Raw genomic sequence first — 25,039 nt, 5'->3', positions numbered from 1 at the left:
CTGCCCCGTCAGTCGGTATAGCCCAGCAAAGCCCGCATACCCGGCATCGCAACATCCACCAGCCGCTTCTGGACATCCGGTAGCACCGCCGGAATCCGGTCATCATCCACCGCCAGGTTCTCGCGCGCCGTCGCGCTCTGCTTGCGGTCCGCCCCGATGATCACGCGCTGTTTCCAGTCCGCCGGCATATCGATCCCGCAATCTTCCAGAAGCTTGCGGAAGAAGGCCTCCGCTTCCGGCGTGTCGATCACCTTCAGATGACGGACGATATCCTCATACCGGTAGACTTGCACGCCGGTGCCCATCCAGGCAGCGGCGTTGAACTGGTAGATGTCAAGCATCGGCGGCGCTTTCTGATGGATACCGAAGATCATCATGTTGAGCAGGGCTTCCGGTGAAACCTCCTTGCCCTTCAGGTGCTGCAGGTTCGCCTCGAAATTCTCCGACACAAAGAACCGCGCCCGCGCCAGCACCCATGTATAGGGATCGCGCACCAGCAGGATATGCCGCGCCGTGCGCGTTGCGATTACCGACTCGTCCGAGAACAGAAGATGCCCCCAGCTCAGCATCGGCTTTGCCGGATGGAAGCATTGCATCGCATGGTTCCGCAGGTTCGGGATCTGGATGAAGGTTGCGTGATACTGCTGCTCCACGCCCACGAACATGCGCATGATGTTGCGGATCAGGTGAGTGCCGCTCTTGGGCACGGAGTTCAGGAATACCGGCGTGCGCAGAGGCGCCTGCGCGAACTCTGCGTTCCTCTCATTCAGATTATCCTGCTTCATCTTGATGGTAGGCATGACAGACGCTCTCGTATGCAATTCCCGGAAAAGAAAAAAGCGGCGGGCTTGCCCCCGCCGCTTTCGTGTTTTTGCTTCGCTAAGTCTAGAACTTTTTGTTGAAGTTCACGAAGAAGCGGCGGCCGAGCCAGTCATACTGCGAGTAGAAGGCCGAAGTGCCGACTGTCGAGTACTCGCCGAGACCCAGCGTGGTGACTGCTGGCGGATGCTCGTCGAACAGGTTCGACACGCCAACGCGGATCGACATGTCGTAGGGCAGATCGCGCTTCAGCGAGACGTTGTGATACGTCGTCTGCTCGGTTTCCAGCTTGTAGGTCACCGGGACACCGAAATAGGTGCCGGTATTGCCGCCGAAGCTTTCGACGTTCGAGGTTTCGCCGATAAAATCGACGCCCCAGAACAGCGACCAGGGACCACGGTCCAGCGTCGCCGAGACTTCGCCCACCCATTCCGGACGGCCGGCTTCGCCGGTGAAATCCTGCGGTGTCGATGTCGGCAGCAGCTGGAACTCGCTGTCCGTGGTGAACGTGTGCGACGTGTCAACTGTGAGCGTACCGAAGCTGAAGTCGCGCGTATAGGTCGCCGCCACATCAACACCGGAGACAGATTGCTCCGCAATGTTGATGAAGTTGTCTGTGACCGTCGCGATCAGGTTGTTCTGCGGGTTACGCGTGAACAGGTTGCAGAGCGGGTCAGTGAGGAAGTTGTCGGAGTTATAGCATCCGCCAACAATGTTTGCCGGACCAAGCTGTGCGATCTGACCTTCTACGTTAATCTGGTAATAGTCGACAGAGACGCGGAGGTCCGCGAAGGTCGGTGACCAGATAAGGCCGAAGTTTGCTGCATCAGACGTCTCGGCCTGTAGGCCGCCCGTCGAGTTGCCCGACGAAATAACCGTGGCTGATGAGCCCGAGCCGGTGTGTGCCGCCGGCACGCCGCCGAGGGCGCAGTTGTCAGCTACACGCTGCGAGATGTTACCTGCGGCAAGGTTGGAGCCCCATGCAATGCAAGGGTCAATCGAACGCTGGCCAACGAAGCTAGTCTGTCCGGCAAGGTAAAGTTCGAACAGCGCCGGGGCACGGAACGACGTGCCGTAGCTTGCGCGTGTACGGATGGTCGGCGTGACCTGCCAGCCGAGGCCGGCCTTGTAGGTCGTGTCGGAACCATACACATCGACATCTGTCAGGCGAGCCGAAAGCGAGAGGTCGATAGCTTCTGCCAGCGGCAGGTCCTTGACCACCGGGATCGACAGCTCGCCGAACAGCGCGCGCGTCATTTTCCGGCCGCGCGTTATGCCGGCGCTCGACGAGCCCCATGCATTGCCCACGCGGGTATTTTCACCCGGAATGTCGTTGATGCGCTCATGGATACGGCTGAAGCCGATACCGCCGCGCACTTCACCTGCTGGCAGAGTTACCAGAGGACCATCGATGAAGATTTCGAACTGCGACTGCTCATAGATCGTGTTGCCAACATCAACACCGAAGAGGAAGGCGCGATCAGTAGCAGAGGGGTTACCTGCAAGGAATTCCGGATTGTACCAGTCCGGTGTGATGCAGGGCACGCCGCGCACATCGGTCACACCATCCGGATCGGCGGCGCAGCTGCCATAGATGTTGAACCACTGATACGGAGCGATAGCATCATTGAAGATGATGTCGTTCTTGTATTCACCGTCCGACTGCGAAAACTGGAAGAAGGCATCCCAGTTCCAACCTGGCACAACGAAGTCACCCTTCGCACCGAATACAGCGTTCACATAATTAACAGTAATCGCATCGTCTGCGTGATCGGTGATGGCTGTCGGGCTCAGGCCAATGAAACTGAACGCAGACGGATCAGCCAGCCAGCCAGCCCCTGAAAGCGCAGGCGTGTTTGTGTAAACATAGCCGAAATAATTGTACATGTAGTCGTACTGCCAGAACTGGCGGTAGCCGTTCACTTTCGTTTCACGGCGGTTCAGCAGCACTTCACCATACAGCGAAACCGAATTAGTGAGCTCATACTCACCATTGGCGTAGAACGTCATGCGCTCCACGTCCGGGATCATTGACTGCTGATCCTGGAATGGGTGATCGTAGTTAAGCAGGGCTTCGGAAAGCAATGCGGTCGGACCGTAGAATGGATCCGGCGTTGCCCCAGGCAGCGTGAGCTCTCCCAGACCGACGGGATACCAGCCTGTCGGCAATGTCAGGCCGAAAGTGTTGGGTCCCCAAGGGGCCAGACCATTACCGGCAAGCGTGCCGTCATAGTCGAACTGAAGCAACTGCGGACGACCCTGCCAGGGGCGACCGATGGCGCCCGGACGCAGATAGTCATACATCCAGACATGGCCCCAGAGCAGGTCCTGGCACTTGAAGGTGCCAGTGGTGGGGTCAATGATGTCGGCGCGAGAACCATCCTGATTGAAGATATAAGGCTGGCCGCAGGAGAAATAACTACGATCCCCCTGCGCGAGTTCCTCACGCTTGAAGTAGTCGAATGACACAAGCAGGTTGCCGCGATCCGTGACATTGCCGCTCCAGGTGGCGCTGGCGCGCAGCTGCTCACCGCCCGATTCTTCTGGCGCACTGTAGAAGAAGTCGACTTCCGACCCGGAGTCCTTCTTCGTGATGATGTTCACAACGCCGGCAACAGCGTCCGAACCGTAGATCGAGGACGCGCCGTCTTTCAGGATCTCGATGTTGGAGACAGCCGAGAGCGGGATCGCGTTGAGGTCGAAGGCCGAAACACCGCCGCGCGTACCTGCGGGGCCAGCCCGGCGGCCGTTGATCAGCGTCAGGGTGCGGTTCGCACCGAGACCGCGCAGCGAGATGGTTTCTGCACCGATACCGCCGTTCTGCACGAAGGCAGACGAGGTGGCTGCGGTCACCTGCGGCGCGCCGGCAGCAACCGTTGCGGTCTGCAGCAGCGTGCCGACATCGGCAACGCCCTTGAGCGCAGCAGAGTCAGCGGAAATCACATCAAGGGGCGAGATGCTGGTATAGGGATTGGCAAGACGCGAACCGGTGACCCGAACCGTGTCCAGCACGCGCCCGTCCGGCGTGGTTTCGCCTTCGGCGGCCGGCGTCGTGGTGACGGGCGCGTCTTCTTCGCCCTCCCCCTGCGCATAGGCGCCAAACACGAATCCGGTCGCCAGCGCGGTCACCGCAGCTGTCCGGAACAGGAATCCATTATTGAACTTTCTTGCCATTACAGGCCCCTCTCACAAACTGACATGACGAAATGTCACTCCGGCAGCCCCCTGGACGCTCCACCGCCCAGACTGCCGGATTTGTCAAACTTATGTGACGATTGCAGTTCGTTAATGTGGAAATCAACCCGCAAAATTATGAAATCTCAGTTTGGACGGATTTTGTGACCTCATGGCCACAAAACCGCGCTTCGCGGTCAGTTATTGCGCGCTGTGGCAGCAGCAGAGGCGAAATTCGCCCGCGCAGGAGTTGTCAGGACGGCACGAGATCGAAAGCGATCGTGAGTCGCGGCTCGTTCCCGCTGAAGGTTTCGGTGCCGTGCCACATATAGGACGGGAACAGCGCCAGCAGGCCCGGCTTCGGCTGCACCCAATGCTCTGCCGGCAGGCCGGCACCCGCCGGAATGCCCGGCTTGCCGAAGCGCAGCCAGCCCTCCTTGCCACCCGCATTCACGGCTGGCGGCAGCTCGATGTAACAGGCCGACGACATCCAGCCATCCGGATGCACATGGTCGGCATGATGCCCATCCGGGCGCAGCCACACTGACCAGTTGCCGATCATCTGCGCGCTGTCCTTTCGGCGTGACCGCAGCGGATCACTGCCCGGCCCCATCGTATCGAGGAACGCATTGATCGGCGGCGTGATCGCTTCGACAAAAGCCGATATCGCGCGCGTCTGCACCGACAGGATATCCGACTTCTGGCTGCCGCGCCGCACTGAATGGCCAAACGGGTGCGCCTTGAATGGATGCGCCTGTTTCAGCTCCACTGCGAGATCGGCCAGATAGGCCTCAAGTGTCGGCCAGCCTGCCGGCACCGCGATCATCGCCGTGCGCACCAGGTTCTGATAGTCGTAGACCTGCGCATATCGCGGATCACCCGCCAGGCGCCAGGCTGTGGCCTGCAGCGCGATGAAGCGCTGGTTGTTGGGGTTCAGCCTCAGAAGCTTCGCCGCAGCAGGCACAGCCTTCGCGCCGTCGCCGGCCGCAATGTGTGCACGCACCTCGGCCTCCAGCGCGCCCGGATCGCCCGGCTCCGCCAGCCGCACCGCCTGCTCCGCCAGCGCCACCGCGCCCGGTGCGTCGCCTGTCTCCGCCGCAAGCTGCGAGGCAAAGGCCAGCATCGGCGCGCGCAGCTGCGAGGCATAGCCCGGCTTCACCACCAGCGGCAGCATGAGGTCCAGCGCGGCCTGCGTCTCTTCCATATGTTCCAGCACCTGCGCCTGCAGGAAGCCAAAAAACGCCTCTTCCGCCGCCCCGCTGCCCGGCGGGGTCTCCACGACTTTCAGAGTTGCATTCTGGTCGCCGGTGCGAACCCAGATCAGCTGCGCCAGCTCCATCCTGGCTGCAGCATTGTCGGGTTGCCGGATGATCGCCTGTGTATAGGCCGTCTCCGCACCATTGAAATCGTTCATCGCAAACCGCGACCGCGCCCGCACCAGCCAGGTCTCCGGCCCGTTCAGCCCCGCCTGCTGCGCCATTGCCGCCACCCGGTCGGCATCGACATGGTTGCCTGCATCGCCGTAAGCGGCTGCAAGATTGTGCAAAGCCACGGCGCTGGTGGGGAACTGGCGCACCGCATCCTTGTAAATCTCGATGGCCGCGCCGATCCGGCCCTGGGCTTTCAGGGCATTGGCATCACGCGTCAGGTCTTGAAGGGTACGCAGCATGAAATCTCACGTCAGGAAGAAACTGAGGACAACAAGTCCTGTAGCCAGCAACGCCAGGACCACCTGCCCCGCGATGAGCAGGAAGCCTGCCCGCACGAAGGCCATAATCCAGCCGGTGTCATACGTCACCCGGAGCATTCTCCAGAGATAGACAAAAATCAGCAAGGGTCCGGCCGCAGCCGCAAACCCGGTCGCTGCCGGGACGCCTGCCGCCAGCAGCACCAGCACGGTGACCAGCACATATACGAAAGTCTGGAAATGCAGGCCCGTGATCAGGTGATCATAGAAATACCGCCGCCGGTGCCAGGAATAGGTCAGCGCCAGGAGGGCAGAAAAGATCGGCAGGAACAGCAGCGTGAAGCGCGGGGCCCATTCCTTCATCCGGCTGCCAAACCGCTCCTGGTTCTCGTAGAAGTTCGCAAACCGCTCCGCCGTCGCCTGCGCCGCCTCCATCTGCTGGGCATTGAGGTCCGGATTGGAGGCGGCAATGGAATCGCGCAACGCGTCCCGGTCGACGGTTCCGTCTTCCAGGATGAAAGGCGCAAGCCCGCCGCTTTCCGGCAGCCGCGCCAGCGCCGCCTCGATCTGCGCCCGCTCCTCTGCGGAAAGGTCTGCTGCCTCCAGCTGCCGGCGCAGCGCCCCGGCATCGGGCGCGGTATTGATGTTGAAGCGCACATCCCCGCCAACCACGAACTCACCGCTCGGCTGATCACTGTTGGTAAACCGCAGCTCCTTCAACCAGGGCTGCTGTTCCAGCACACCGAACACGGTCAGGAAAAAAATCACCGACGTCAGGAGAAACAGCCGGAAAGGCGGCACGAACCGGGCCCGCTTGCCGTCGATATAATCCCGCGTCATCCGCCCCGGCCGTAGCAGCAGCGGCGGCAGCGTGCGCCACAGCCGCCCGTCGAGCGCGAACATGTCGCCAATGCTCGATGTCGCCAGATCCCAGACCGGCCGATGAAAATCCGCGCCCAGCTGTCCGCACACCGTGCAGAACCGCTCGCCGATCGGCGTGCCGCAATTCTGGCACACCGCACCGGCCTTTACCGGATGGTGCGCGCCGCTCGACAGCCCGCCCGCTGAGGCCAACCCGGCGGCTTCGGCATCATGGTCCATCCCGGCCCTCCCCCGGACGATTGAACGGTCAGTCTGCCTTCATACCTTCCCGGCACAGGAAGCGCGAGCGGTGGTTGTCCTTGGCATTGTCCACCCAGCCGGTGAGCGTCGGATCGACAAGGTTCTGAGTCACCTGCACCCACATCGGCGTGATCGGGAAATCCTCCAGCATCATCTTCTCGGCCTGAGCCATCAGCTCGGCGCGCTTCTGGAGGTCCAGCTCGAAGTTCGACTGCGCCAGCAGCGCATCATATTCGGGATTGGCATATTTGCCGTAATTCTGCTGGCCAGTATTGGAGTCGAGCAGGAACAGGTAGTTGTTCGGGTCGTTATAGTCTGCCAGCCAGGCCCCGTCGCCGACTTCGAAATCCGTCTGGCGCAGGCGCGCATAGAGGCTCGAGGTTTCCTGCCGCACGATCTCCGGCTGCACCCAGGGCGCAATCTCCGCCCAGTTCTGCTGCGCCACCGGCGCGACCTTCGGATTGTCGCCGGTCGAACGGTGGATGAACTGGAACTTCAGCGGCTTCGAGGGGCCGAAGCCTGCATCCTCAAGCAAGCGTTTCGCCTCTGCCATCCGTTCGGCGCGCGGCATGTCTTTGAACGAGACCTGCGGGCGCTCAACCTCATAATTGGCAATGCCGGGCGGCACGAACGCATAGGCCGGCTCGAAGCCCGGCGTCAGCACATTGCGCACCATGAACTCGCGGTCGAGCGCCAGCGACAGGGCCTTGCGCACCCGGATATCATCAAACGGCGGCTTGGTCTGGTTGAAGCTCCAGTATGTCGTCAGCAGGCCCGGATAGGTGCGCACCCAGCCCGGAAACTTCGCCTCTATCTCGGCTTTGCGCGGCCCTGAGAAAACATTGTTGATGTCGAGCTCGCCGGCCGCGATCTTGTTCTCGTAGGCCGCCTCGTTCTCGATCTCGAAATATGCGACCCGGCCGAAGCAGGCCTCAGCCGCTCCGAAACCGGTCGGGTTCTTGTCTGCCACCAGCTGGTCGCCGGAGCGCCAGTAGACCAACTTGTATGGCCCGTTGACCTGGATGTTCTGCGGCTGGATCCAGGCCTCGCCATATTGCTCGACCACATGCGCCGGAACCGGGAAGGTCGTGTAATGGGTCAGCAGGCCCGGCAGGTAAGGCGCCGGATGTTCCAGTGTGATCTCGAGCGTCTTCTCATCGATGGCCCGCACGCCCAGCTGTTCCGGCGGCAGCTCGCCCTCATTCACCTTCTGCCCGTTTTTCACCAGCCACAGCATCGAGGCATATTGCGAGGCAATCTCGGGCTGCTGCAGGCGGCGGAAGGCATAGACAAAGTCATTCGCCGTCACCGGCACGCCGTCCGACCAGACAAAATCGCCGAGCTGGAAGGTCCAGACCGTGCCCGTATCGTCCACGTCCCAGCTTGTCGCCATGCCGGGCACCGGCTCGCCATCGGCATCATCCGTGGTCAGGCCGATCAGCATGTCGCCAATGATGATGTTTTCCCACTGGGCGGAGGATTTGTGCGGGTCCAGCGTCTGCACCTTGGCGGAAATCCCGCGCCGCAGGGTCGGCACATCATCACCCTTCGCGCCGCCGCCACAGGCAGCAAGCATCAGGGCGGCAAGGCCGGCAGTGGTGGTGGCAAGCAGGGTGCGGCGGCTGAACATGGGCGAAAACTCCTTGTCGCAAGGGACCGCGCCGGCAGAAGATTCCACCCGCGCGCCCGGATATGACGAAATGTCTGGCCCCTTAGCTGCCAGACCCGTGAAAGATTGCAAAGGGTCAACCCGCCATCCTGAACGGCGGATGAGCAGCGATCACGCCTTTGTGGAGACCAGCTCGAACCGCGAGCGCGGCGTCGGCGCCGTATCCGGCGAGGCGACAAGGCCCCGCTCGATCAGGTCAATCATGTGCCCCAGCACGCTCATCGCGGCGGCCGGGTGCAGCCGCTTGTCCACCTCGGCATACATCCGCTCCACCATCGCCGGGATCGACGTCTCGCCCCCGCGTAGCTCGGCCAGGATCGCCGCTTCGCGTGCTTTGCGGTGGTTCGCATACTCGGTGATGAAGGTCTCGACGAAATCCTTGCCGCGGACCGCCTCGCCATGCGTCGGCCACAGCGTCTCGAACCCGCGCTGGCGGATCTTCTCCAGGCTGCGCATGTACGCGCCCATGTGCCCGTCCGGCGGCGACACGACCGTGGTCGACCAGCCCATGATATGGTCACCGGTGAAACAGGCCTTCTCTTCGCGCAGCGCGAAACACAGATGGTTTGCGGTATGGCCCGGCGTCTCGATTGCCTCCAGCGTCCAGCCCGGCCCGGCGGCGACATACCCGTCCCCGATCTTCACGTCCGGCGTGAACTTGAGATCATCCGGGCTGCCAAGTTCGTCCTTGGCCGTGTGGATGCCCACATCGCGCGCATAAGTCCGGCATCCTGCCCATTCCGCCAGCGGCTGGGCCAGCGGCGAATGATCGGAATGGCCATGCGTGACCAGCACATGCGTCACCGTCTCACCGGCGAGCGCCGCCTTCAGCGCTTCGAAATGCTCGTCCAGCATCGGGCCGGGATCAATGACCGCCACCTCGCCCTTGCCGATGATGTAGACCCCCGTACCGACATAGGTGAACGGGCCGGGATTGTTCGCGATCACGCGCCGGATCAGGGGCGAAACCTGATCCACGCGGCCATATTCGAACTTGATGTCCCGGACATACGGGATAGCCATGCACTCTCAATCCTTCAGCCTACGGACGAGCGCAAATGTCAGCGTTTCTTCGGCGCGAAGGTTTCCGCGAAAGCCCGGGCCATGCGCCGCGTCGCCCGCAGCTTGCCACCCAGCTTAAGCGCCACCGGCGGACCCATGTCCGTCTTGTTCGCATCGACGATGTAAATCCGGCCCGTCGCCCGATCGCGTAGGACATCTACCCCGCCCCAGTCGAGCCCGATTTCAGCAGCAAAGCGCTCGATCACGCGGATTTCATCCTGCGAATAGCAATTCTTCGGCTCGTCCAGCAGCACTTCGACATTCTCGTTCAGGAAACGCCGCGCCAGCGGGCGGCGCTTGCGGAACACGATGATCGGCGTTCCGCCGACCAGGCAGCAGCGCAGGTCTTCGACCAGTCCGCCCGGAATCTCGTTATCGATCAGGCGCTGGTAGGCCTTGCCCGGCACCGCCTCATCCAGCGGCCCTTCGATCACGCGGCCGTCATGCGCCGCATTTGCCTCGGCCTTCTCCACCATCCGGCCGGTATAGGTCAGCGGATCGACCGCCAGCGTGTCCCCGCTCGCCGCTTCGAAGGCCTCTGCCACGCGCGACTTCGAAATGTCCGTGCACCCGAAATTCAGCACCCGCGCGCCGGGCTTCACGCGCGGCGGCGCATTGCAAGTCTCGGTGGAGTCGTCGAACTGCATCACGATGTCGGCCGTCGCCGCATCCTCCACCAGCTTCGCGCCGGACACATGCATCACCGACCAGATGAAATACCAGGGCCGCGGCTTGTCCGGAAAAAAGGCCATCGTCGGGCGCTTGTGCCCGGTGATCAGGCGCCATGTGCGCCATGTCTGGACAAAGAAGTAGAAGCAGAACCAGGTGAAGATCGAATGCACCAGGGCAAGGTCGGGAACGATCCGGGCGCCGGTCTTTTTGACGAGGATGACGCCTTCCTCGATCTTGAAGTCAGAAATCCACATACGGCCTGACATGCTGGTCTCTACTCCCGGTTCGCCGCTCTCTCCGGTTGCCCGGACGGCCGGATTGCATTGCGATGCCAGACGCCTCGCACGTCTCGCCCGCCGCTTCAACTCCCGCATTGCGGCGCCAGTATGACAGCGCCCGCCCTATAGCAGGTCCCGCAGTCCCGACAGATCATACCCCGCCCCGGCGGCGGCGTCGATGATGTCGTCTGCATTCCCCTGCCCAGCATGCACCAGTGCCCAGGCCGTGATCGAACGCGTGCCTGTCCGGCAATAGGCCAGCACAGGCTGCGGCGCCTCGTTGAGGATATGGCTCATCCGCTCGACAATCTCGGGCGTCGGCGCGCCGGAAAACGGCAATGCGGCGAATGTCAGCCCCAGGGATTCGGCTTTCGCGCGAATCGCGCCCATGCGAGGCTGGTCCACACCGCCCTCGCCGTCCGGGCGATTGGCAATCAGCGTCTTGAAGCCGGCCTTCGCCACCGCCTCGATATCCGCTTCGGTCAACTGGGGCGCCACGGCAAAATCCGGGGTCACTTGGCGGATATCGGCCATTGGCAAACTCTCCCTGAGTGCAGCACGTCGCTTGATCGCGGCGGCTTGTGAGATAAGGAATGTAACGCGGCCTGCCAAGCGGGCAGAAAAATCAGTCCCGTCAACCCGCTGTGACCAGAGGCATTTGCATTTCGTGAAGATGTTCGAGCGCGCAATCCGGCGGATTCCCTGGGGCTATACGCTCCGGCGCCTGCTGATCGCCATCCCCACGATGCTGGCCATCATCACCGTCGCCTTCCTGATGATGCGCGCCGCCCCCGGCGGTCCTTTTGATGGTGAACGCAAGCTGCCCGCCGCCATCGAGCGCGCCATCGCCGAGAAGTACGGCCTCGACAAGCCGCTGCACGAACAATACCTCAGCTATGTCGGCTCGGTCATCCAGGGCGATTTCGGCCCCTCCTACAAGACGCTCGGCAAGAGCGTGAACCAGCTGATTGCCGACGGCCTGCCCGTCTCCCTCACCATCGGCGCGCTGACCATGGTGCTCTCGATCCTCATCGGCACCTTCCTCGGCGTGTTCGCCGGCCTCAGGCAGAACTCCGCCACCGATTACGGCGTCATGGGCATCGCGATGGTCGGCATCTCGGTGCCCAGCTTCGTCATCGGCCCGGTCCTGATCCTCGTCTTCGCGCTTGGCGCCGGCTGGTTCGCGGTCGGCGGCCTCGGCACCTATCCGAACATCGGCATGAGCTGGCACAATCTCACCCTGCCGATCCTTACCCTCACCCTCGCGCAGGTCGCCATCATCTCGCGCCTGATGCGCGCCTCGATCATCGAGACCATGCGCGCCAACCATATCCGCACCGCGCGCGCCAAGGGCCTCAGCGAATGGCAGGTCATCACCCGCCACGCCCTGCCCACGGCGCTCCTCCCGCTCGTCTCCTATGCCGGCCCTGCGATGGCGCGCGTGATGACGGGCTCGGTCGTGATCGAGAAGATCTTCGGCCTGCCCGGCCTCGGCTCCTACTTCGTCGATGGCGCGCTGAACCGCGACTACACGCTCGTGATGGGCGCGATCATCGTCTATGCCGGCCTGATCATCCTCCTCAACCTCGTCGCCGACATCCTCTACGCGATGCTCGACCCGAAAGTGAAATACGACTGATGTCGAGCCTCGATCCCGTCCTCGACCCCACCGGCCGCGTCAGAGCCGTCACCACCGCCATCCAGGGCGGCCGCTCCCTCTGGGATGATGCCCGCGCGCGCCTGATGCGCAACAAGGCGGCCGTCTTCTCGATGATCCTTCTCTCGGTCATCGTCGCCGTCGCCGTCATCGGTCCCTTCGTCTGGGTACACGATTACCGCACCATCTCGGACGCGCGCACCATCGCGCCGACGTTCGAGAACCTGCACATCCTCGGCACAGACCTTCAGGGCCGCGACCTCTTCGCCCGCCTGCTCATCGGCCTGCGCATCTCGCTGATGGTCGGCATCGTCGCCACCATCGTCAGCCTCGTCATCGGCGTCACCTGGGGCGCCGTCGCGGGCTATCTTGGCGGACGCATCGACAATTTCATGATGCGCATCGTCGATGTGCTCTACGCCCTGCCCTTCATCTTCTTCGTCATCCTGCTGCTGACCGTCTTTGAACGGAACATCGTGCTGATCTTCGCCGCCATCGGCGCCATCGAATGGCTGACCATGAGCCGCATCGTGCGCGGCCAGACCCTGTCGATCAAGAACAAGGAATTCATCGAGGCCGCCCGCGCCGCCGGCGTCTCGCAGACCGGCATCATAACCCGCCACATCCTGCCGAACGTCATCGGCCCGGTCGCGGTCTATGTCACCCTCACCATCCCGGTCGTCATCCTTGCGGAAAGCTTCCTCTCCTTCCTAGGCCTCGGCGTGAACGAACCGCTGACCTCCCTCGGCGTGCTGATCGCTGACGGCGCCGACATGATGGAAGACAAACCCTGGATGCTGATCGCGCCCGCCGTCACCATGTCGGTCACCCTGCTCTGCCTCAACTTCATCGGCGACGGCCTGCGCGACGCCCTCGATCCGAAAGAGCGCTGAACGCCGTTCAGGGCCGGTTCACCCGGCAGGCCGCATAGCGCCCCTCCGCTCAGGAGGCCGGCATGGCAAACTTCAAACGCAAGGGTCCGAAATCGACCCGCTCGGGCTGCCTCCTGTGCAAACCCCACAAACGACAGGGCGCCAAATGTACCCACACCCCCCGCGAATCCGCTCGCCGCAAAGCCGCCGCACAGGAAATCCGCACCCTCGGCAAGAACCTGTAAAAAGCTGGAATCGCCTGTAACGGCCGGCAAACCAAGCAGACAAAATACAAGCGAAACAGCACTCTCTCGCTCTCCCTGCTATCATCCCGGCGAAAGCCGGGACCCAGCGACCCAAGCTCCCACCTCTCCGAAGACCCCTGCGAAGGCAGGGTCCAGAGCCCCCGGGCTGCGATCAGACACTCTGGATACCTGCCTGCGCAGGTATCCACGGCAGCTTTCCCTAAACGGCCTTACGCATCAACAAATCCGGCCAAACGCCAAAAATCCCCCTACCGATCAATGCGCGAAGCAGAAAAAGTAGCATCTCAATCCGACACCCCCTGAGGCAGGGTTATGCTCCCACCCATGATCTCGATGCGCCAACTTCGCAGAGACCCCAACTTCGCGCCGCTCTTCCGGCACGTTCACCCGCTCTGCTGGCCCATCCTCTGGTGGAGCCTCAACCGCTTCTTCCTCTGGTTCGATAGCTGCGGCTACGAAAACGTGATGCTCGCCACCACAAGATGGGGCTACGTCTACCCCGCCTTCCTCGGCCAGAAGAAACCGGACCCGTCAGCGTACAGACCCTACGTCCTCACGAAACCCCGCTGGGATGACCCGGTGTGGAGCACCAATTCACCCACGCACTTCCTGACGCTTGCGGCCTGCGAAACGCTGCGGCCCCATCCCAATCCTCCCCTGCGCAGCGGGGGAGGTGGATGGCCGCATCGCGGCCAGACGGAGGGGGCCTGCGCCCTCACCCCGCACAACACGTCCTAGCTTCTATCCGCTCATCCCCGCGAAGGCGGGGACCTCGGGCTGCTCTCGCGCCTGACCCGGTCCCCGCCTTCGCGGGGATAATCGGGAAAATGAAAAGATCAGAAAAATCCACCGGCCAGACCACGCTGCGTCCGGCCGCTGGCGCTACCCCACCGCCGCCTCATACGCCTCAAGCGCCGCGATCCACTCGCGCTCTGCCTTCGCCGCGGCCTTTTCCAGCCTGCCACGCTCGACAGAAAGTTCCGTGATCTTCCCCGCCGCGAGGCCCGTTTTGGCAAGCTCAACATCGATCGCCCTGATCCGCGCATTGGCTTTCTCGAAAGCCTTTTCCGCCGTCTCCGCCTGCTTCTTCAGCGGCGCCGCCGCCTCGCGCGCCTGCGAAGATTTGCGGCGTTGCTCAGCCGGATCAGACGAGGCCGCCTTCGAAGCCGAAGCCTTCTCGCGGTCCGAACTCATCACCAGCGCGCGGTAATCCGCCAGATCGCCCGCATACGGAGCAACCTTGCCATCCTTCACCAGCCAGAGCTGATCCGCCGTCGCTTCCGCCAGATAGACATCGTGCGTGATTAGCAGCACCGCCCCGGCAAAATCGTTCAGCGCATAGATCAGCGCCTCGCGGCTGTCGATATCAAGGTGCGATGTCGGCTCGTCGAGGATCAGGATCTGCGGTTTCTGCAAGGCAATCAGTCCAAGGATCAATCGCACTTTCTCGCCGCCCGAAAGTTTCTCGACCTTCGTCTCGACCTTCTCATGGCTGAAGCCCAGCTGCGCCGCCACAGCGCGCTGCTTGGCCACCGGCGTATTCTCCGGCAGCGCGCGCATCACATGCTCAAGCACCGTATCGCCCAGCGTCAGCTCATCCAGCTGGTCCTGGGAGAAGTATCCGATCTCCACTTTCTTCGGCATCTTGCGAATGCCCGCAAGCAGCGGCAACCGTTCGGCAATAGACTTCACCAACGTTGTCTTGCCCTGCCCGTTTGTGCCGATGATCGCCACGCGGTCATCCGGATCGATGCGCAGTTTCACGCCTTTGAGAATGACAGCCTGCGGACCATATCCCATGCTCGCGTCTTCAATCTCCAGGAGTGGCGGCGCGAGTTTTGCGTCCGAGGCCGGAAAGTTGAACGGCATCGTCCGCTCCGACAGCGGAATGGTGATCTCCTGCATCTTCTCGAGCATCTTGATCCGGCTCTGTGCCTGACGCGCCTTCGAGGCCTTGGCCCGGAACCGGTCGACGAAGGATTGCAGGTGCGCGCGGTCCTTGTCCTGCTTCGCCTTCTGGCTTTCGAGCTGCGCCAGTTTCGCCGCGCGTAGTTTCAGCCAGTCATCATATCCGCCCGGCGTCACGCTCAGCTTGCGATGTTCCAGCGCCATCGTATGCGTCACCGAACGGTTCAGCATCTCGCGGTCGTGAGACACGATCAGAACCGTGTTCGGATAGCGCGCGAGATAACCCTCCAGCCAGGCCGCGCCTTCAAGGTCGAGATAGTTTGTCGGCTCGTCGAGCAGCAGGAGATCAGGCTGCGCAAACAGCGCCCCCGCAATTGCAGCCCGCATCCGCCAGCCGCCGGAAAACTCCCGCGTCGCGCGCGAAAGGTCCGCATGCTGAAAACCGAGACCCATCAGGATTTCCGCCGCCCGCGCTTCGGCCGACCAGGCATCGATGTCGAGCAGGCGCGCATGGATGTCCCCGATCCGGTCCGGGTCGGTCGCGGTTTCCGCTTCGGTCATCAGCGCATGGCGTTCGGCGTCCGCCTGAAGCACGACCTCAAGGATCGTCTCGTCGCCCGGCGCCACTTCCTGAGCGACCCAGCCGAGCCGCGCGCCGTTCTGCAGCCGGATCGCGCTGTCTTTCGCGGGCGAAGAAATCTCTTCCCGGATCAGGCGCAGCAGGGTGGACTTGCCTGTGCCATTGCGCCCGATCAGGCCGACCTTCCAGCCAGCCGAAATCCGCGCCGTCGCGCCTTCGAACAAGGGGCGGGCTTCCACACGATAATCGAGGTTTCTGATCTCCAGCATGGCGCGCCTTTAGCCGCCCTGCCGGGAAAAATCACGCCCTGATTTCAGCCAGCGCCGTCAAGCATGTCCTTGAAGCCACTCGGGGCATGCTTGCCGATGAAAAGTTGCTCATACGCCCCGATTCCGACCGAGCCGGACCCATCCGGACCTTTATGGGTCGCGCGGACGATTTCCTGGATGTGCAGGTTTTCCGGCTGCTGCCAGGGGGTGGTCGTCGTGTCGTAATCTTCCCGGGCCGTCACCAGCTGTTCACCGTGATAGATGCCATGCCGGAATCTGGGGTGGCCATAGCCGATGCCCTTCATCAGGAAAGTTCCGAGCGGCTCGAAATCGACCGTGTGCGGACGGCCGGACGGGTCTTTCACGGAAAGCGTAGCCGTCTCCATCCGCCGCGTGCCCTTGGCATAGCGGATGTCCATGTTCGCCTCGCCGAGATGGATGCCCGCTCCTTGCGGCGCGCCATCCGGGCTGAGCGATGCGCGCGTGTTCCAGGCCTCGCCCTTTTCATCCTCGTTGATGTGATAGAACAGCGACAGGTTCGGGAAATTCGTCGGTGCCCATATCCAGTAGAATTGCGGCGGCACCGGCGGGATCGAAGGCTGCGGGTCCGGCGCCCCGATCGGGCGCACGCCCCAGCTGCGGTCGCGCGTTCCGGTCCAGCCTGCCGGGTCGATCTTTATCTCCTGGCCATCGATGCGCAGCTTCCCGCTCCAGCGGCCATTCTGTGTCATCCGTGTAAGGTCCATCATCATCCGCGGTCCGATGCGGCGGGTGAAGCGCGGCTCCTCAATCGGGAAGGCACGGCCAGTGAACTCCGCGTCGAGCGCGATGCCGTCCGTCTCTTCCAGCTTCAGGCGGATTTTCTTCAGCGGTTCGATCACACTGACTGAAAGCCCGCCGACAAACGTATCCATCCGCTCCATGTTCAGCGGGCGCGAGAAAAACACCGAGCTCTGCTTGCCCCCGCGCCAGACAGAGACGGCGCCATCGATGATGTTGAGATGCGGATAGACGCCCATCGCGGCGGCATAGAAGGTCGCGCCATCGTTGCTGTAGCCATTGAAGAAGAAACGGTCGTAAAAGTTCCGGTCCGAGCCCGAGAAGGCAATCGGTTCCGGCGTCTGGTGAATCGGATACTCGTCTCCGGCAGTCAGCATGGCGCGTTTCCTTCCTCTGGGTGACCTCTTGGCGGCAGGGTCGTGGCGGCTAGGGTGACGCCGGGGCGAGACACAATCAAGCCGTTCCGCCGGGAAAGGGCCGCCGGGAAAGGGCTGCGAGGAGAGGCAGAGATGACGAGGTTCACCGCCGAAGAGGCCAACGCATTTCTCGCCCGTGCCTTTCCCGGGCGCGGCCACCAGAATCAGGTCGCGGTGATGGAGCCTGGCCGCGCGGTCATCCGTCTCGCAGCAGACGAGACACATCTTCGCCCCGGCAATTACATCTCCGGCCCGACCCAGATGAGCCTTGCCGACACGGCGGCCTATATGGCGATCATGACCGTCACCGGCTTCGAGCCGATGACCGTGACCTCAAATCTCAACATCAATTTCCTGCGCCCCTGCATCGGCACCGTGGTCATCGCCGAGGGAAAGCTGATGAAGATCGGACAGGCGCTCGCCATCATCGAAGTGGACATCCGCATCGAAGGCGCGGAGAAAGCCGCCAGCCACGCCATCGTCACCTATGCCCTGCCCCGCAAGGATTGATCCGGGATGCTTGTCCGCCTCGCCGCACTGTTCGGTTTCCTCTCGGTCGCGCTCGGCGCGTTCGGCGCGCATGCGCTGGAAGCGAGGCTCACGCCCGAAGGGCAGGACTGGTGGCAGACCGCGACGCTCTATGCCCTGCCTCATGCGGCCGCCGCGATTGCCGCAGGCCTCAGCAACAGAGGGGGCAACATCGCACGCGGCGGATGGCTCTTGTTCATCGGTGCACTGATCTTTTCCGCGACGCTCTACGCGATGGCGCTCGGCGCGCCGCGATGGCTGGGGGCAGTCACGCCCCTTGGCGGCGTGGGCATGTTGTCAGGCTGGGCGCTGATTGCGCTTGGGGCGTCTAAGACCCCGTAGTGCCTTCGCCGACATACTTGTCCGCCAGTCGGTCAGCGGTGCGGCGGGCGTCGTCGATCATCACGGCGAACGCCTCGACCTGTTGGGCTACCGGCAACACGTCCATGTCGGAGCGGACGGAGACGAGATCGAGCGCTTCCTGGAAGCCGCGATGCGCCATCTGGGCCCGCACCAGCGCGCGCTCGAAACTCATTACATCGCCACGATTGGAGGCGTTCTTGTCGCGGCTGCGCAGCACGGTTTCGGCTTCCGAAGTCACTTCGGCAAGGCCCTTGCGGGCAGCGCTGCTGTCGGCGGCAATTCTCGCGAGCACAAGAGCCGGGGCTTTCGACTGGGCGCCAATCCGCGCGGCGTAGAATCCGACGCCGCCCGATGTATCCGGCCGGCCATGCATCAGCGTGTCAGCAAGCCCGGCGATTCCGCCCGTTTCCTCGACCCAGCCTTCGGCAACCGTTTCATCGCAATACGCGTTGGAGGCGAGTCGCAGGTCGGACTGGCTGCGGGTCAGTGCGGTCTCCACAGTGGCCTCACCGGGCACAACCGAAACGGTTGCGCATCCTGCAAGAAGCCCTAGGGATACACAAATCATTAAGCTACGCATCAATACGCCACCCGCCAGCAGCCAAGGCCCCAAACAGCATGAACCGTATGGGTGCGGAAACCTTTAGTCCAGTCATTGGCTGGAAGCTAGCTGAATAGAAGTGAAGAGCGCATGAACAGACGCCAGAGCCGCCGGATTCTCTACCATCGCCACGAGCCCTATGCTTCGGGGCGGCTCCGGGTCTCGCCGATCCATGAAATTTACTGGGAAGAATCAGGGAATCCGAAAGGAATACCCGTGGTCGCCCTGCATGGCGGCCCGGGCGGCGGATCGAGCCCCGAAATGCGCCGGTTCTTCGATCCGGAACGCTACCGCATATTCCTGTTCGACCAACGCGGCTGCGGGCGCTCGACGCCGCATTCCGAACTTGAAGGCAACACGACCTGGGACCTCGTCGAGGACATGGAAGCCCTGCGCAAGCATCTGGGTGTGCAAAGCTGGCTGGTCTTCGGCGGCTCCTGGGGCTCGACGCTGGCGCTCGCCTATGCGGTGACCCATACCAGCCGGGTGCTCGGCCTCGTGCTGCGCGGGATTTTCCTCGTCTCGAAATCCGAGATCCAGTGGTTCTACCAGGAAGGCGCCAGCCGCCTTTTCCCGGATGCGTTCGACCGCTATGTCTCCCCGATTCCCGAAGCCGAGCGCGGCGATCTCGTCACCGCTTTCTACAAGCGCCTGACCAGCCCCGATGCGCAGACCCGCATCGAAGCCGCCCGCGCCTGGGCCCGCTGGGAAGGCCAGACGCTCTCGATCAAAGGCCCGGTCACCACGCCGCCGCGCTTCAACGAGGATGATTTTGTCGACGCCTTCGCGCGCATCGAGTGCCACTATTTCATCAATGACGGCTTCTTCGAGACCGACAACTGGCTGCTCGAACAGGCGAAGCTGAAGCTGCAATCCACGCCCGGCGTGATGGTGCACGGCCGCTACGATGTCGTCACTCCGCTCTCCACGGCCTGGGCCCTCGCCAAGGCCTGGCCGAAAGCCGAACTGCACGTCGTGCCGGACGCCGGCCACTCCTCCATGGAACCAGGCATCATCGACCGGCTCGTTCAGGCTACGGATGATTTCGCGGACAAGCTGACGGTGCGGACGAAGGCCTGATCCGCCCTACTCCGCCGGAGGCGGCGTCCAGTTCGGCCCCAGCAGCGCTTCCAGCGCGCCCGGCAGGGGCACGTGGTACTGGTCCTGGATCTTGTCGAGGAAGCCGAAGACGAGGATCAGCGCGACGAAGCCCGGCACGAACCAGCGCATCAGGAAGCGCCAGACATTCATCAGCATGCCTTCGCCAAGTTCGGAGACGAGCATCTCGCGGCTGAGAATCCAGCCCGCGAAGATTGCCGCCAAGAGGCCGCCGAGCGGCAGCAGCAGGCCCTCGGTCATGAAGTCCATGAAGTCGAGATAGTCGAGCGAGAAGACATAGGCCGCGCCGATCATGAACAGCACGAATCCGATGCCGGCCGCCGCGCCAAACCGCGTGACGCCTTCGCGTTCCTCGAACCAGGAGACGCCGACTTCCATCAGCGAGATCGATGAGGTGAACGCCGCAAACAGCGCGAGCGAGAAGAACACGATGGCGAAATATTCGCCGCCGGGGATCGCTTCGAAAGCCACCGGCATCGAGACGAAGAACAGGCTCGGCCCGCCGGCCGGATCAAGGCCCGCCGCAAACACGATCGGGAAGATCGCAAAGCCTGCGATCAGCGCCACGAACGTATCCGATGCGGCGATGATGCCGGACGCTCGCGGGATACTGGTCTCGCGGTCGAGATAGGCGCCATAGGTGATCATCAGGCCGACGCCGACACCGATGGAGAAGAAGGACTGGCCGATCGCGGCAAGGAAGGTCTTGAAGCCCACATCCTCCCATTTCGGCTCGAAAATGAAGGCCATTGTGCGCGCCGTATCGCCATTGGCAACCGCGAACCCGACGACGACGATCAGCATGATGAAGAAGAGCGGCATCAGTATGACCGCTGCCTTTTCCAGCCCGCCCTTCACGCCGCGGCCGACGACGATGACGTTGGCCAGAATGAACATGCCGAGCAGCATCAACATATACCAGCGCGACTGCATCGGCATTTCGCCCTGCCCGATCACGTTCAGGAAGTACTGCCCGGATTCCGCCGCGGTGGTGCCATGCAGGTCGCCCTTCACCGCCTCGATTATATAGGCGAGCAGCCAGGACGAGATGACCATGTAGAAGGTGAGGATGAAGAAGGCCGTGAGCGAGCCGATCCAGGTGACGATGCCCCAGTTCTGGCTGCGGCTCTCGGCCCGCGCGAGCGACTGCACGCCCTCGATCGCCGACATGCCGGATTTCCGGCCCATCGCATATTCCGCCATCAGCAGCGGCAGGGCGACGAGCAGGACGCAGAGGATGTAGATGATGATGAAGGCGCCGCCGCCATTCTCACCGGCCGTATAGGGAAAACGCCAGAAATTGCCGAGGCCGACGGCAGACCCCACCGATGCCATGATGAACGCGAAGCGCGAGCTCCAGGTTTCCGTCTTGCGGCCAATCTCTGCCATGAATTGTGCTCCCCGGGGGCAATGTTTCGCGCGACCCTAGTGTCCGGCCGCAAAAAATCAACGCCGCAAGGGCTGTTCCCGGTCAGTACGGCCCGCGCCCGGTCAGCTTCTCGTCCTGGTGGACATAGGCCGACAGGATCAGCCCGAAAGAGGCCATCACCGTGATCAGCGCCGTGCCGCCATAGGAGATCAGCGGGAACGGCATGCCGAGCACCGGCAACAGGCCCAGAACCATGCCGGCATTGAAGATGGCGAAGAAGGCGATGATCGATGTGGCCCCCAGCGCCGCAAGCCGGCCGAACCAGCTCTTGTTGCGCGCGGCCACCCGGAAAGCCCAGAAGAACAGGAACGCGAACGCCGCCAGCACGGCCACCGATCCGAGGAAGCCGAACTCCTCCGCGATCACCGTCAGGATGAAGTCGGTATGCTGTTCGGGCACATATTCCTGCTGCGACTGGATGCCCTGCAGATACCCGCGCCCGTTGAGGCCGCCGGCACCGATAGCGATCTTCGCCTGCTCGATCTGATAGCTTTCGCCGAGGCCATTGGTGGTCTCGCCGGTAATGCCGGCAATCAGCGTATCGACGCGTGCGCGCTGATAGGGCTCCAGCACGAAGGCATAGATCGCGGGCACGGAGGCTATTCCGATCACGATGACGCCGAGCACATAGCGCATGGCTATGCCGGAGAAGAAGATGATCAGACCGCCGGCCGAGGCCAGCGCCAGCGCGGTGGAAAGGTTCGGCTGCTTGAACACGAGGCCTGCTGGGATCAGCAGGATGATCAGCGCGATCCCGTGCACCCAGAGCGCCGGAGGCTGGCCATTGGTCGGGATCATCCGCTGGTAGTAACTGGCAAGCGCCATGATCACCGCGAGTTTCGCAGGCTCTGACGGCTGAAGGCCGATCGGGCCGAGCTTCAGCCAGCGCGCCGCGCCGCCGCCCATCACCCCGAAAAAATCGACGAGTACCAGCAGCACGATGACCACGCCATAGGCTGGCCAGGCGAGGCGTTCCCAGATGCCGAGCGGCAGGAGGGCAAGACCGATCATCAGGCCGAACCCGATGCAAAGACGCGTCAGGTGATCACGCCAGAGGTCGGCTTCCTTAGGTGATGGCGCCTGCGTGACCGGGTCCCAGCTGACCGAAAACAGCATCGCGGTGCCGACAAGGCCGAGCGCGAAAATCGTCAGGATCACACCCCAGGGCAGGCGCGCAATCTTGCCAAGTGGCGAGGACGAGAATTGTAGCGAACCCGCTGTAGCCGTGCGCGCTTCGCCGCGTGTATAGCCTGTATACCCTTCACGGCTCATGCGGGATCCCTCCCGGCCGTGCCATCCGTATTCGGAACAGTCGTGGAGGCGCGCTGGGCATAGGCAGGCGTACGCCCGGAATCCATCTTGATGGCCGCAGCGAGGATATCGCGTCCGACCGGCGCCGCCGTACGCGATCCACCCTCCCCGTGTTCCACGATAACCGAGACCGCAAAACGCGGATTGTCAGCAGGCGCATAGGCAACAAACAGGGCGTGGTCGCGCAGTTCACGCGCAATCGCTTCGCCGCCGCGAATGCCTTTCGCGCGCTCTTCGGCAGAAATCCGGCGCACCTGCGCTGTTCCGGTCTTGCCGGCAAGGCGCGGGCCGCCGAGGCCGAGATCACCGGACCGGTAGGCGGTCCCCCCCGGCTCGGACGTGACGCCAAACATGCCGGCCTTCTGGATTTCCATGATCTCCGTGTCGAGCGGCTTGTCGAGCACCGGGTCTTCATCCGAGGGCGGACCAAGTCCGATCAGTTTCGGCTTGAGCGGCGCACCCGTGGCGGCGATGCGTGCCGTCATCAGGGCAAGCTGCAAGGGCGTCGTGCCGAGCTGGCCCTGCCCGATGCCGAAGTTAAGCGTTTCACCTTCGAACCAGGGCTCGCCGCGGGCGCGTTGTTTCCAGTCCGGATCCGGCACGAGGCCGCTGCGCCCGCCGGTCATGCCCAGCACGAAGGTCTCGCCAAAGCCGAACTTGTGGGCCACTTCGGCAATCTTGCGCACGCCTGTGCGCCGCGCGACTTCGTAGAAATACACGTCGCACGAATGCTTGATGGCATTGTGCATGTTCATCACGCCGTGCCCGCCTTTTTTCCAGCAGTGCCAGGTGCGGTTGCCGAACCGGTAGGAGCCGGGGCAGCGGACGGTATCGGTCGTCTTCACAACGCCCGCCTCCAGCGCCGCAGTCGCCACCACCATCTTGAAGGTCGAGCCCGGCGGATAGACGCCGCCATGCGCGCGCGGATAGAGCGGCGCCATCGGATTGTCGCGCAGCTCGGCATAGTCCTTGCCGGAAATGCCGTTGACGAAGGCGTTCGGGTCGAACGCCGGCGTAGAGACCATCGCGAGTACATCGCCCGAGGCGACATCGATCACCACCGCCGCGCCGCTTTCGCCTTCGAACCGTTCGATAGCCACCCGCTGCAGCTCGGCATCGATGGTGACAAAAAGATCCTTACCCGGAACAGCGGCCTGTTTCGGGTCCTGCGCCAGCTCTTCCATCGGGCGGCCATGCGCATTGGTCACAACGCGCCGGCGGCCAGGGCGTCCGCGCAGCCAGTCTTCGGCAAAGCGCTCCATGCCCTGCCGGCCGACACGCATGTCGGGATGGCGGAACATTTCGCGGAACATGGTCAGGTCTTCCGGCGGGCGGCCTTCTGTCAGGCGCACGAGATCGTCAGAACTGGCGCGCGCGACATAGCCGAGAACGTGCGCGAAATCGCGCCCGCGCGGATAAGACCGCGTCGAGCCCATCTGCACATCAACGCCTTCGATATCTACGGCATGCACACGCAGGCGGGCGAACTCTTCATAGGAGAGTTCCTGCGCCACGGTGACCGGGACGAAGCTCGCATTGCGCATGCGGTTGGCGCGCACTTCATCGGTGATGCGCTTGCGGCGCTCCGGCGAAAGATCGATCAGGCGCGCGATCTGATCGAGCGTCGCCTCGGTATCCGACATCCGCTCCGGCACAACTGAGACGCGGCCCGCCTGGCGCTGCGAGGCGAGCGGGCGGCCGAAACGGTCGAGAATCTGTCCGCGTTCCGGCGGCGCAAGAACCAGGCGGACATGGTTTTCGGCGGCGAGCTTGTCGTAATAGTCCGCCTCGAGCATCTGCAGCTGGAACAGCCGCGCGACAAGGGTCGAGAACACGACACCGCCCGCACCGGCAGCAATCAGCAGGCGCCGGTCGAACATGAAATCAAGATTCCGGTTCTTCGCCATCAGCTGCCTCCCGGAGATTCGCCCGGTCGCCGGCCGAGATCATACATGCGCGCCGCGAAGGCGTAGACCAGCCCCGTAGTGATGAAGCTCGCCAGCAACGGCCAGCTGCGCACAAGATGCTCGCTGGTGATCGAGGCAAAGCCCCAGACCAGAAGGAAAGCGACGACCAGCAACACTACGGGGCCGACAACGGCCACCAGCGGATCACGCATGCCATCGGTCTGATCAGCGATGCCCGCGCTCATTCCGTAGATCAGGAGGTTGATCATCGCGAAGCAGCCAAGCGGCGCATTCGAGACAATGTCCTGCATCAGGCCAAAGATCACCAGCAACATCATCGGGCGCAGCGACAATCCCGCTCTGCCCCAACCGATGGCGCCCCACAGCGCCGCGAACGGCCAAGCGAGCGGAATACCGAACAGGGCTTTCGGGGTCATGCCCAGCACACCGACAATCGCGATGATGGCCGCGCCGAAGATCAGCCGGGGGGTTGGCCCCGCCTGGCTCCAGAGCGTCTTGCGCTTCCGCTTGAGCGACGAGGTGTTCATGG

22 protein-coding genes are annotated in these 25,039 nt (G+C 63.0%); 7 read left to right on the top strand and 15 right to left on the bottom strand.

All coding sequences use genetic code 11. The features are described from left to right. Positions 1–8: 8 nt before the first annotated feature. From ACK4TE_RS07095 to ACK4TE_RS07060, 8 genes are all read right to left on the bottom strand, one after another. Complete coding sequence (locus ACK4TE_RS07095; RefSeq protein WP_409910797.1) at positions 9–800, bottom strand: hypothetical protein; 792 nt, start codon at positions 798–800, stop codon at positions 9–11. An 85-nt stretch (positions 801–885) separates the two neighbouring features. Beyond that, a complete protein-coding gene (locus ACK4TE_RS07090; protein WP_409910796.1) occupies positions 886–3,993 on the bottom strand; it encodes a TonB-dependent receptor domain-containing protein in 3,108 nt (1,035 codons plus the stop codon). A 253-nt stretch (positions 3,994–4,246) separates the two neighbouring features. After that, the gene (locus ACK4TE_RS07085; protein ID WP_409910795.1) at positions 4,247–5,662 is read right to left on the bottom strand and encodes a putative 2OG-Fe(II) oxygenase; all 1,416 of its coding nucleotides are present in this window, start codon (positions 5,660–5,662) and stop codon (positions 4,247–4,249) included. 6 nt (positions 5,663–5,668) lie between these two features. Continuing rightward, entirely contained in the window at positions 5,669–6,781 is a 1,113-nt protein-coding gene (locus ACK4TE_RS07080) for a DUF3667 domain-containing protein (protein ID WP_409910794.1), read from the bottom strand. Between the two features lie 28 nt (positions 6,782–6,809). Further along, entirely contained in the window at positions 6,810–8,432 is a 1,623-nt protein-coding gene (locus tag ACK4TE_RS07075) for a peptide ABC transporter substrate-binding protein (RefSeq protein ID WP_409910793.1), read from the bottom strand. A gap of 150 nt (positions 8,433–8,582) precedes the next feature. Then, a complete protein-coding gene (locus ACK4TE_RS07070; protein WP_409910792.1) occupies positions 8,583–9,494 on the bottom strand; it encodes an MBL fold metallo-hydrolase in 912 nt (303 codons plus the stop codon). 38 nt (positions 9,495–9,532) lie between these two features. Then, on the bottom strand, positions 9,533–10,471 hold the full coding sequence (locus tag ACK4TE_RS07065) for a hypothetical protein (protein WP_409910791.1): 939 nt from the start codon (positions 10,469–10,471) through the stop codon (positions 9,533–9,535). Positions 10,472–10,606: 135 nt separating this feature from the next. Then, entirely contained in the window at positions 10,607–11,017 is a 411-nt protein-coding gene (locus tag ACK4TE_RS07060; protein WP_409910790.1) for a TIGR01244 family sulfur transferase, read from the bottom strand. 139 nt (positions 11,018–11,156) lie between these two features. Between ACK4TE_RS07060 and ACK4TE_RS07055 the strand changes: the two genes are divergently transcribed. The 4 genes from ACK4TE_RS07055 (at position 11,157) to ACK4TE_RS07040 (ending at position 14,016) form a co-directional block, all read left to right on the top strand. Beyond that, a complete protein-coding gene (locus ACK4TE_RS07055) occupies positions 11,157–12,122 on the top strand; it encodes an ABC transporter permease (protein WP_409910814.1) in 966 nt (321 codons plus the stop codon). Further along, positions 12,122–13,033, top strand: a complete 912-nt coding sequence (locus ACK4TE_RS07050) for an ABC transporter permease (RefSeq protein ID WP_409910789.1) — start codon at positions 12,122–12,124, stop codon at positions 13,031–13,033. The genes ACK4TE_RS07055 and ACK4TE_RS07050 overlap by 1 nt, the downstream gene beginning before the upstream one ends. 62 nt (positions 13,034–13,095) lie before the next feature. Further along, entirely contained in the window at positions 13,096–13,257 is a 162-nt protein-coding gene (locus tag ACK4TE_RS07045) for a hypothetical protein (RefSeq protein WP_409910788.1), read from the top strand. 333 nt (positions 13,258–13,590) lie between these two features. Beyond that, complete coding sequence (locus tag ACK4TE_RS07040) at positions 13,591–14,016, top strand: hypothetical protein (protein ID WP_409910787.1); 426 nt, start codon at positions 13,591–13,593, stop codon at positions 14,014–14,016. 144 nt (positions 14,017–14,160) lie between these two features. On the opposite strand, the gene ACK4TE_RS07035 is transcribed toward ACK4TE_RS07040, so the two are convergent. Both ACK4TE_RS07035 and ACK4TE_RS07030 read right to left on the bottom strand, forming a co-directional pair. Beyond that, positions 14,161–16,035, bottom strand: a complete 1,875-nt coding sequence (locus tag ACK4TE_RS07035) for an ABC-F family ATP-binding cassette domain-containing protein (RefSeq protein ID WP_409910786.1) — start codon at positions 16,033–16,035, stop codon at positions 14,161–14,163. Between the two features lie 44 nt (positions 16,036–16,079). Continuing rightward, positions 16,080–17,192 (bottom strand): hypothetical protein, encoded by a 1,113-nt coding sequence (locus tag ACK4TE_RS07030; protein ID WP_409910785.1) that lies wholly within the window; start codon positions 17,190–17,192, stop codon positions 16,080–16,082. A gap of 132 nt (positions 17,193–17,324) precedes the next feature. Here ACK4TE_RS07030 and ACK4TE_RS07025 point away from each other — a divergent pair, with 132 nt between their 5' ends. Together ACK4TE_RS07025 and ACK4TE_RS07020 are read left to right on the top strand one after the other, a co-directional pair. Beyond that, positions 17,325–17,741 (top strand): PaaI family thioesterase, encoded by a 417-nt coding sequence (locus tag ACK4TE_RS07025; RefSeq protein WP_409910784.1) that lies wholly within the window; start codon positions 17,325–17,327, stop codon positions 17,739–17,741. 6 nt (positions 17,742–17,747) lie between these two features. Beyond that, entirely contained in the window at positions 17,748–18,101 is a 354-nt protein-coding gene (locus ACK4TE_RS07020) for a DUF423 domain-containing protein (protein WP_409910783.1), read from the top strand. Here ACK4TE_RS07020 and ACK4TE_RS07015 read toward each other — a convergent pair. Then, the gene (locus ACK4TE_RS07015) at positions 18,088–18,621 is read right to left on the bottom strand and encodes a hypothetical protein (protein WP_409910782.1); all 534 of its coding nucleotides are present in this window, start codon (positions 18,619–18,621) and stop codon (positions 18,088–18,090) included. The genes ACK4TE_RS07020 and ACK4TE_RS07015 overlap by 14 nt on opposite strands. 192 nt (positions 18,622–18,813) lie before the next feature. On the opposite strand from ACK4TE_RS07015, the gene pip reads away from it, so the two are divergent. Beyond that, entirely contained in the window at positions 18,814–19,803 is a 990-nt protein-coding gene (gene pip, locus ACK4TE_RS07010; RefSeq protein ID WP_409910781.1) for a prolyl aminopeptidase, read from the top strand. Between the two features lie 6 nt (positions 19,804–19,809). Here the strand turns inward: pip and ACK4TE_RS07005 are convergent, their stop codons facing one another. From ACK4TE_RS07005 to ACK4TE_RS06990, 4 genes are all read right to left on the bottom strand, one after another. Then, positions 19,810–21,231: a sodium-dependent transporter gene (locus tag ACK4TE_RS07005; RefSeq protein WP_409910780.1), complete on the bottom strand. Its 1,422-nt coding sequence runs from the start codon at positions 21,229–21,231 to the stop codon at positions 19,810–19,812. 82 nt (positions 21,232–21,313) lie between these two features. Next, entirely contained in the window at positions 21,314–22,543 is a 1,230-nt protein-coding gene (gene rodA / locus ACK4TE_RS07000; protein WP_409910779.1) for a rod shape-determining protein RodA, read from the bottom strand. Further along, positions 22,540–24,489, bottom strand: a complete 1,950-nt coding sequence (mrdA, locus tag ACK4TE_RS06995) for a penicillin-binding protein 2 (RefSeq protein WP_409910778.1) — start codon at positions 24,487–24,489, stop codon at positions 22,540–22,542. Before mrdA ends, rodA begins: the two co-directional genes overlap by 4 nt. Beyond that, complete coding sequence (locus ACK4TE_RS06990; protein ID WP_409910777.1) at positions 24,489–25,037, bottom strand: hypothetical protein; 549 nt, start codon at positions 25,035–25,037, stop codon at positions 24,489–24,491. Before ACK4TE_RS06990 ends, mrdA begins: the two co-directional genes overlap by 1 nt. Between the last annotated feature and the right edge of the window lie 2 nt (positions 25,038–25,039).

The sequence above is a fragment of the Hyphomonas sp. genome (genome assembly GCF_046313975.1).
GTDB lineage: Bacteria > Pseudomonadota > Alphaproteobacteria > Caulobacterales > Hyphomonadaceae > Hyphomonas.
The sequence above is the reverse complement of the archived record's forward strand: the minus strand, read 5'-3'. Positions and strand labels throughout refer to the sequence as shown.

Bases quoted from the DNA above. Each gene is read 5' to 3' on its own strand.
- ACK4TE_RS07005 (WP_409910780.1), bottom strand. From the start codon at position 21,231: ATGGCAGAGATTGGCCGCAAGACGGAAACCTGGAGCTCGCGCTTCGCG.
- ACK4TE_RS07045 (WP_409910788.1), top strand. From the start codon at position 13,096: ATGGCAAACTTCAAACGCAAGGGTCCGAAATCGACCCGCTCGGGCTGC.
- ACK4TE_RS07060 (WP_409910790.1), bottom strand. From the start codon at position 11,017: ATGGCCGATATCCGCCAAGTGACCCCGGATTTTGCCGTGGCGCCCCAG.
- ACK4TE_RS07050 (WP_409910789.1), top strand. From the start codon at position 12,122: ATGTCGAGCCTCGATCCCGTCCTCGACCCCACCGGCCGCGTCAGAGCC.
- ACK4TE_RS07020 (WP_409910783.1), top strand. From the start codon at position 17,748: ATGCTTGTCCGCCTCGCCGCACTGTTCGGTTTCCTCTCGGTCGCGCTC.
- ACK4TE_RS07070 (WP_409910792.1), bottom strand. From the start codon at position 9,494: ATGGCTATCCCGTATGTCCGGGACATCAAGTTCGAATATGGCCGCGTG.
- pip (WP_409910781.1), top strand. From the start codon at position 18,814: ATGAACAGACGCCAGAGCCGCCGGATTCTCTACCATCGCCACGAGCCC.
- ACK4TE_RS07085 (WP_409910795.1), bottom strand. From the start codon at position 5,662: ATGCTGCGTACCCTTCAAGACCTGACGCGTGATGCCAATGCCCTGAAA.
- ACK4TE_RS07030 (WP_409910785.1), bottom strand. From the start codon at position 17,192: ATGCTGACTGCCGGAGACGAGTATCCGATTCACCAGACGCCGGAACCG.
- ACK4TE_RS07080 (WP_409910794.1), bottom strand. From the start codon at position 6,781: ATGGACCATGATGCCGAAGCCGCCGGGTTGGCCTCAGCGGGCGGGCTG.
- ACK4TE_RS07075 (WP_409910793.1), bottom strand. From the start codon at position 8,432: ATGTTCAGCCGCCGCACCCTGCTTGCCACCACCACTGCCGGCCTTGCC.
- ACK4TE_RS07090 (WP_409910796.1), bottom strand. From the start codon at position 3,993: ATGGCAAGAAAGTTCAATAATGGATTCCTGTTCCGGACAGCTGCGGTG.
- ACK4TE_RS07025 (WP_409910784.1), top strand. From the start codon at position 17,325: ATGACGAGGTTCACCGCCGAAGAGGCCAACGCATTTCTCGCCCGTGCC.
- ACK4TE_RS07055 (WP_409910814.1), top strand. From the start codon at position 11,157: ATGTTCGAGCGCGCAATCCGGCGGATTCCCTGGGGCTATACGCTCCGG.
- ACK4TE_RS07095 (WP_409910797.1), bottom strand. From the start codon at position 800: ATGCCTACCATCAAGATGAAGCAGGATAATCTGAATGAGAGGAACGCA.
- ACK4TE_RS07035 (WP_409910786.1), bottom strand. From the start codon at position 16,035: ATGCTGGAGATCAGAAACCTCGATTATCGTGTGGAAGCCCGCCCCTTG.
- rodA (WP_409910779.1), bottom strand. From the start codon at position 22,543: ATGAGCCGTGAAGGGTATACAGGCTATACACGCGGCGAAGCGCGCACG.
- ACK4TE_RS07065 (WP_409910791.1), bottom strand. From the start codon at position 10,471: ATGTCAGGCCGTATGTGGATTTCTGACTTCAAGATCGAGGAAGGCGTC.
- ACK4TE_RS06990 (WP_409910777.1), bottom strand. From the start codon at position 25,037: ATGAACACCTCGTCGCTCAAGCGGAAGCGCAAGACGCTCTGGAGCCAG.
- mrdA (WP_409910778.1), bottom strand. From the start codon at position 24,489: ATGGCGAAGAACCGGAATCTTGATTTCATGTTCGACCGGCGCCTGCTG.
- ACK4TE_RS07040 (WP_409910787.1), top strand. From the start codon at position 13,591: ATGCTCCCACCCATGATCTCGATGCGCCAACTTCGCAGAGACCCCAAC.